The organism is Thermogutta sp. (assembly GCF_014359955.1).
In the GTDB taxonomy this organism is placed as follows: domain Bacteria; phylum Planctomycetota; class Planctomycetia; order Pirellulales; family Thermoguttaceae; genus Thermogutta.
Genome location: NZ_JACIYL010000214.1, coordinates 1 through 6,026 on the forward strand (window position 1 = coordinate 1; position 6,026 = coordinate 6,026).

The 6,026-nt window shown below is 58.4% G+C and carries 6 protein-coding genes; 2 read left to right on the top strand and 4 right to left on the bottom strand.

The window, feature by feature from the left end; all coding sequences use genetic code 11:
* The 3 genes from H5U08_RS08420 to eda all read right to left on the bottom strand — a co-directional run.
* Window positions 1-549, bottom strand: a 549-nt coding sequence (locus tag H5U08_RS08420) for a Gfo/Idh/MocA family oxidoreductase (RefSeq protein WP_297032115.1), incomplete at its 3' end; no start/stop codon positions are given.
* 186 nt (window positions 550-735) lie between these two features.
* Complete coding sequence (holA, locus tag H5U08_RS08425) at window positions 736-1,797, bottom strand: DNA polymerase III subunit delta (RefSeq protein WP_297032117.1); 1,062 nt, start codon at window positions 1,795-1,797, stop codon at window positions 736-738.
* 107 nt (window positions 1,798-1,904) lie between these two features.
* Entirely contained in the window at window positions 1,905-2,561 is a 657-nt protein-coding gene (gene eda / locus H5U08_RS08430; protein ID WP_297032119.1) for a bifunctional 4-hydroxy-2-oxoglutarate aldolase/2-dehydro-3-deoxy-phosphogluconate aldolase, read from the bottom strand.
* Between the two features lie 372 nt (window positions 2,562-2,933).
* Here eda and H5U08_RS08435 point away from each other — a divergent pair, with 372 nt between their 5' ends.
* Window positions 2,934-3,185, top strand: a complete 252-nt coding sequence (locus H5U08_RS08435) for a hypothetical protein (protein WP_297032120.1) — start codon at window positions 2,934-2,936, stop codon at window positions 3,183-3,185.
* 287 nt (window positions 3,186-3,472) lie between these two features.
* Window positions 3,473-4,774, top strand: a complete 1,302-nt coding sequence (clpX, locus tag H5U08_RS08440) for an ATP-dependent Clp protease ATP-binding subunit ClpX (protein WP_297032122.1) — start codon at window positions 3,473-3,475, stop codon at window positions 4,772-4,774.
* A gap of 85 nt (window positions 4,775-4,859) precedes the next feature.
* Here the strand turns inward: clpX and H5U08_RS08445 are convergent, their stop codons facing one another.
* Entirely contained in the window at window positions 4,860-5,975 is a 1,116-nt protein-coding gene (locus H5U08_RS08445; protein ID WP_297032125.1) for a pyridoxal phosphate-dependent aminotransferase, read from the bottom strand.
* Window positions 5,976-6,026 lie beyond the last annotated feature (51 nt).

Here is a 6,026-nt window from a genome sequence, read left to right on the forward strand (position 1 = left end):
TCTCTCTCCAATACCGCCGGAGTGGAGAAAAGCGATCGCTTCCCGAATTGCCGGGTTGGATCGACACTGCGTACCTACCTGGCAAATCCGTTTATACTTCTTCGCCGCTGCCACCAGGGCCGCACCCTCGGCGATTTCATGGGAGATCGGCTTTTCGATGTAGGCATCCTTCCCGGCCTGCATGGCCCAGACGCCGCAGAGGGCATGCCAGTGATTGGGCGTGGCCGTGCTGATGGCATCCACCGCGGGATCGTCAAGGGCCTCACGAAGGTCCCGCACAAACTTCGGCCGGAAACCTTTTTTCTTGAAGATTTGCTCCACGCGCCCCTGGCCGACTTTCTCGTCGGCATCCACGATGTACAGGATCTGCACGCGTGGATCGCTCAGGAAAGCGTCGATGTGCTCGCCTCCCCGACCGCGGACCCCGATGATGGCCATCCCAATTTTTTCGTTGGCTCCCTCAGCCTTGACAAACGTGGGAACCGCCCAGGCCGAAGCAAGTGCCCCCAACGATGTCCCAATAAACGCACGACGACTCACACGGTTCATAGCGCTGATCCTTCCTCAATCACTAGCGATCAAAACATTTCTGGGGGAGCGACGAACGTTGTGCGGCGCTCTGGTATGCCAGACGCCCCTTCTGTAAGGTCAAGTCTACTCATTTTGAGGGCCCGTGTCTAGAAAGCAGCACCTTCAAGAATCGCCTGGAATGAACTGCATGACGGTGGCTACGCATTACAGCGGAGCCAATCGTCCGTCCGCTGCTTGGGGATGTCCGAGCACCACAATGAGCCGTTCCAGGATGATCCTCGGGTCGGTTGCCAGGCTCCCTTTCATGGCGGCATCCGCTTTGCGGAGCCAGTGGACGAGCTGTGCTGCACGGTGACGGCCCAACCGGCGGAGCCGCATTTCTTCGTCTTTCAACGCAAACCCGGGAACGCCTGATTCTGAAAGTGCTCCCTGCAGCGTCACGCGAGGCTGACCGGGCACGGGATGGAGATACCGATGCGTGGCCAGGGTGTAACGTCGGAGTGTGGCAGCCATCATTCCCAGGATCCCCAGGGGTGTTTCTCCAGCCTCCAGCAGGCGGTGAACCTCGGTGAGTGCCACGGCCGTCCTTCCTTCCAGCGCCGCGTGAATGATTTCCCATACCGTCTTCGTCCGCCATGTGCCGGTCAGCTCCCGCACCATCTCGGCGGTGACGGTCTTCTTCCCCAAACCGGCCAATTTTCGCAATTCTTGATCAACCAGGCCGGAAATGGGTCCCACCGACTCCAGGAGCAACTCCGCGGCCTCGGGCTCCACCGTCAACCCGTATTGCTGCTTCGCCCATTTTTTAATCCACGCGACAAGTTCTGGACGCTTTTTCTTGCTGAACGAGCACTCAATGACCACGCCCTTTTCGGCAACGAGCTTGGCAAGCCGTGTTTGCGACGACCACTGATGCACCGACAGCGCGAGGATGTTTCGGCGGGAACTCTCGCTCACCCATTTTTCGAGTTCCGCCCGGTAGCGAGTTACAAAGCTGTCGGCCTGGGTCACAATCACCACCCGGGGATGTGTGGTGAACATGCTGACTGTGACCAGCTCACGATAAACGTCCGCCCAGGTGGCATCGTCCCCGGAAAACTCCGAGAGGTTGAGCTCATCCTCCGGTTGTGGCAGCCAGACCTTCCGGAGTTTCTGCAGGGTGAGCGTGTGGAGGTATTCATCATCTCCGTAGGTCACCCAGATGAAGCCTTCCGGGACACTCTCCTGCAGGAGAAATTCAAGGGCTGAGAGCACGGAACTTCGCATATTCAACCATGCAAAAGAATCACCAAAGGCTCTTTGCTGTATCGAGCAGGTTCAGCAGCACACCCGAGCTGGTAAATGGCCTTTCTGCCTGAGTGGAGCAGATCGGGCTAGCGTCGCTGCCCGTTCTCCGCGCGGGCCTGTCTTACGATTTCCACGAACTGTCGGGCAAGGGATTCGATTTCTGTGAGATTCCCCGACCGAACGAGTTGGGGACGCACAAGAGCGCTGCCCACTCCCAAGGCGCAGGCTCCCGCCCGAATAAAATCGGCGGCCGTATCCAGATCGACACCCCCGGTGGGCATGAGTCGAATGGAGGGGAGAGGACCATGAATCGCCTTGAAATACGCCGGTCCGCCCACGTCTGCGGGGAACACCTTCACGATATCTGCCCCCGCCTGCCAGGCCGTCAAAATTTCCGTGGGAGTGAATGCGCCCGGAAAAACGAGCTTCCCATAGCGCTTGCACATTTCAATCACTGCCACGTTGAGTGTCGGACTGACGATAAATTCAGCTCCCGAGAGAATTGCGATGCGGGCGGTTTCAGGATCAAGGACCGTCCCGGCGCCCAGCACGATGCGATCCCCCAACCGACTGGCAACCGCTTCCAGGACTCGGTGGGCCCGAGGGACTGTGAAGGTCACCTCAATGGCTGTGACACCGCCTGATGCCAATTTCTCCGCCACGTCAGCCAGGACGTCCCCCCGGTCCGATCGCATGACGGCCACCACACCGCAATCGAGAATGCGCGCCAGTACCGCTGACATGTATCGCTCCTCACCATCCCTTGTATTCATCTGTACTCGCCCTATTCGACCCAGGCCGGGCCGCCGATGATCGTTGAGCATAGCCCTTGTCAAGGATCCATGTCAACAAGCCGCGTCTTCCACCGGGACAAGCCGAGGTACTGGGCGACCGACGCACACGCCGCCGAGAATCTCGTCTTGGTGTAAAACCGCCCACGAAGCACCTGACACGCTGGCGGCCCAAAATACGGTACAATACTGATAAGCGGCGGGAGCGGTCTCAATTGGCCATGATCCTGGTGGCAGGCGGGTCGCAAGCGTGGAGCCAACCTCGACTAACGGGCGCTCCAGCGGCGGCAGAACGTACTCTGATGGCACGATACGGTGTTGCTCATGCTTCAAACCTTTCAAATCCTCGTAGCTCTTTTGCCGTGGCTGGCGGCGCTCGTTGCCCTGATTGCGGTGGGGATCTACGTCCTCCAAAAACTTCGCCGTGAAGTGACCAGCGACGCGGCAGAGCGTGAAGAATCGCTTCTCGACCTGGAACGTTTGAAAGAAGAAGGCCGATTAAGCGACGCCGAATACCGCGCTATCGCGGAAAAGATGAGGGATTCCCTTCAGGGCCGGGGCAAAGCGGTCCAATAGGAGGCCGGATGACGGTTGCCCCACGCGAGGGGGGGCTGAAAAGGCCAGCAAGTGTGTGAATATTTTCGGACAGTGCCCGACGTTCTGATTATTCAAATAACATCCACCGTCCGTGTTGCGTACCCGATTTAGTGGCCCAATAGCCGATGACCAATCAATGTCAGGAGGGGAGTGGGACCATGGGAACCTGGCACATACGAGTGGGCGGGGCGGTTTCCTGTCGCGAGTTGTGCGAGGTCGGGCCTGGAGTCCATACGGAACGATCTTAATCACCGGGGATCACGAGCATGCCAACAGGACGGGACTTCACCTCGGGTCGACGGAATGCCAGCGCGAGCAAAAAGAGTGCGTTCTGCTCCTTTTGCCGCAAAAGCTATCGGGACGTTGGTCCCCTCGTAGAGGGGCCCGGTGATGTCTACATCTGCGGGGATTGTATCGATCTTTGCCAGTCGATCCTGGAACAGGAGCGGCGCCGTACCGGCACAGCGCGGCCTCTCTTTGCCCGGGTACCCACACCGCGCGAAATTGTGGCCAAGCTCGATGAATTTGTCGTAGGGCAGGAAGAAGCGAAAAAGGTCCTCGCGGTCGCGGTCTACACCCATTACCGCCGTCTTATGCATCGTGGTACGTCGGACGTCATGCTGGACAAGTCCAACATTCTTCTGATCGGTCCGACGGGCTCCGGGAAGACACTTCTCGCCCAGACCCTGGCCAAGCTCCTCGATGTTCCTTTCGCCATCGGCGACGCCACAACACTGACAGAAGCCGGTTATGTGGGGGAGGATGTGGAAAATCTTCTCCTCAAGCTGCTCCACGCGGCAGATTTCGACATCGAGGCGGCTCAGCGGGGGATTGTGTACATCGACGAAATCGACAAAATCCGCAAAACCAGCCATAACGTCTCCATCACGCGCGACGTGTCAGGGGAGGGGGTTCAGCAGGCCCTCCTCAAGATGCTGGAAGGGACGATCTCCAACGTGCCTCCCCAAGGCGGCCGCAAGCATCCCGAACAGCAGTACATCCAGGTTGACACGACCAATATCCTGTTCATCTGCGGGGGCACATTCGTCGGGCTGGAGGAAATCATTGCCCGACGGTTAGGAAAACGCTCAATCGGGTTTGCTTCCGGGGTCCCCGGCCAGCAGGGGGGACTGTCGGAAGACGAGCTCCGTCGCGAATATCTTCTGTCGCACGTGACAAGCGAAGACCTGGTCGAGTTCGGAATGATTCCCGAATTCATCGGTCGGCTACCAGTGGTGACGGCGCTCCGTCCGCTCGATGTGCCGGCCATGGTCCGCGTGCTGACAGAACCGAAAAATGCCCTCGTCAAGCAGTATCAGGAGCTTTTTGCCATGGAGAACGCCGAGCTGGAGTTCACCGACGAAGCGCTCCAGCTCATTGCCAGAAAAGCCTACGAGAAAGGTACTGGTGCCCGCGGTTTACGGTCCATCGTGGAAGGCATCATGCTGGACGCCTTATTCTCGCTCCCTGATCAGCCACCTGGCTACCGCTACATTGTGGACGTGGACGTCGTGGAGGGGCGAAAACCGCTTCTGGGGCATCCCGTGGCAAGGCAGAAGACGGCCTGAGAATGCCGTCACGTGTGGCACTACGATTTCTCTGACGGCCAGGTCCGTGGCGTGACGAAGAGCAGGGCTGACCTGTATCCGCGGTTTACACTTGCCTGGCCATTCGGCGCAGGACCTCAATACCCCGCTCAATGACCTCATCTGGTGCGGCATAAGAAATGCGAAAGTGCGTGTCACGCCGGCTGAACACGTTGCCCGGAATGATGAGCAGGTTGTGTTTTTCGATCGCTTCCATGACGAATTCTGTGGCGGTCCCCCAGGGAACTTTTGGAAAAGCGTAAAAGGCACCGCGAGGCGTGACCAGTTCATAAATGTCGCCCAGGCCCTCGACGATCAGATCACGCTTGCGCCGATAAGCGGCAAAACAGGCTGACATATCGGCTTCCAAAGCCGTCAGGGCGGCCCACTGAAACGGCTGGGGTGCACACACAAAGCTGTACTGCTGAAGCTTGAGCATTTGCTGGATGATTGCCCTTGGTCCATGGGCGATTCCCACCCGCCACCCCGGCATCCCGTGGCTTTTACTGAACCCTTCCACAACAATCGTGTTGGGATTGAACTGGGCAGGGGACACGAAAGGCTGATCGTAGCAGAACTCGCGATAAATCTCGTCGCTCAGGAGTACGATCCCGCGGCGTTCTGTCAAGTCGGCAAGATCTCGAAGCTCCTGCTCGCTTGCCACAACTCCGGTGGGATTGGCCGGACTATTCACGATCACCATTTTCGTCCGTGGCGACAGGGCAGCTTCCACGCGATTGACATCGATCCGAAAATCAGGATACGTGTCCACCACCACAGGCACCCCTCCCGCAATATGAATGAGCGCCTCGTACATGACGAAATACGGGTCGAAGATAATCACCTCTTCGCCTGGGTTCACCAGGGATAGGATGGCCAGCACCAGACCGCCGCTGGTTCCGCTCGTCACGAAGACTTCTCGGTCCGGATGGCCGTAGCGCTGACTGATGAGTTCCTGCAACTTCTCCCGCAGGGGGGCGATTCCCTGGGTTACCGAATAGCCGTTTTTTCCTGTTCGAATGGCGTCGATCGCCGCCTGTTTGACCGGCTCGGGAACGTCGAAGTCGGGCTGTCCGATCGAAAGGTTGATAGGATTCTTCAACCGGGCACCGAGTTCAAAAACCTTGCGGATTCCGGACGCATCAAACTGACGCATGCGGTGGGCGATCCAGGAGTCGAACATAAAGGGTGCCTCTTCCATCCGAGAAAGGGAAAAAACCGGGTGACGTGCAAA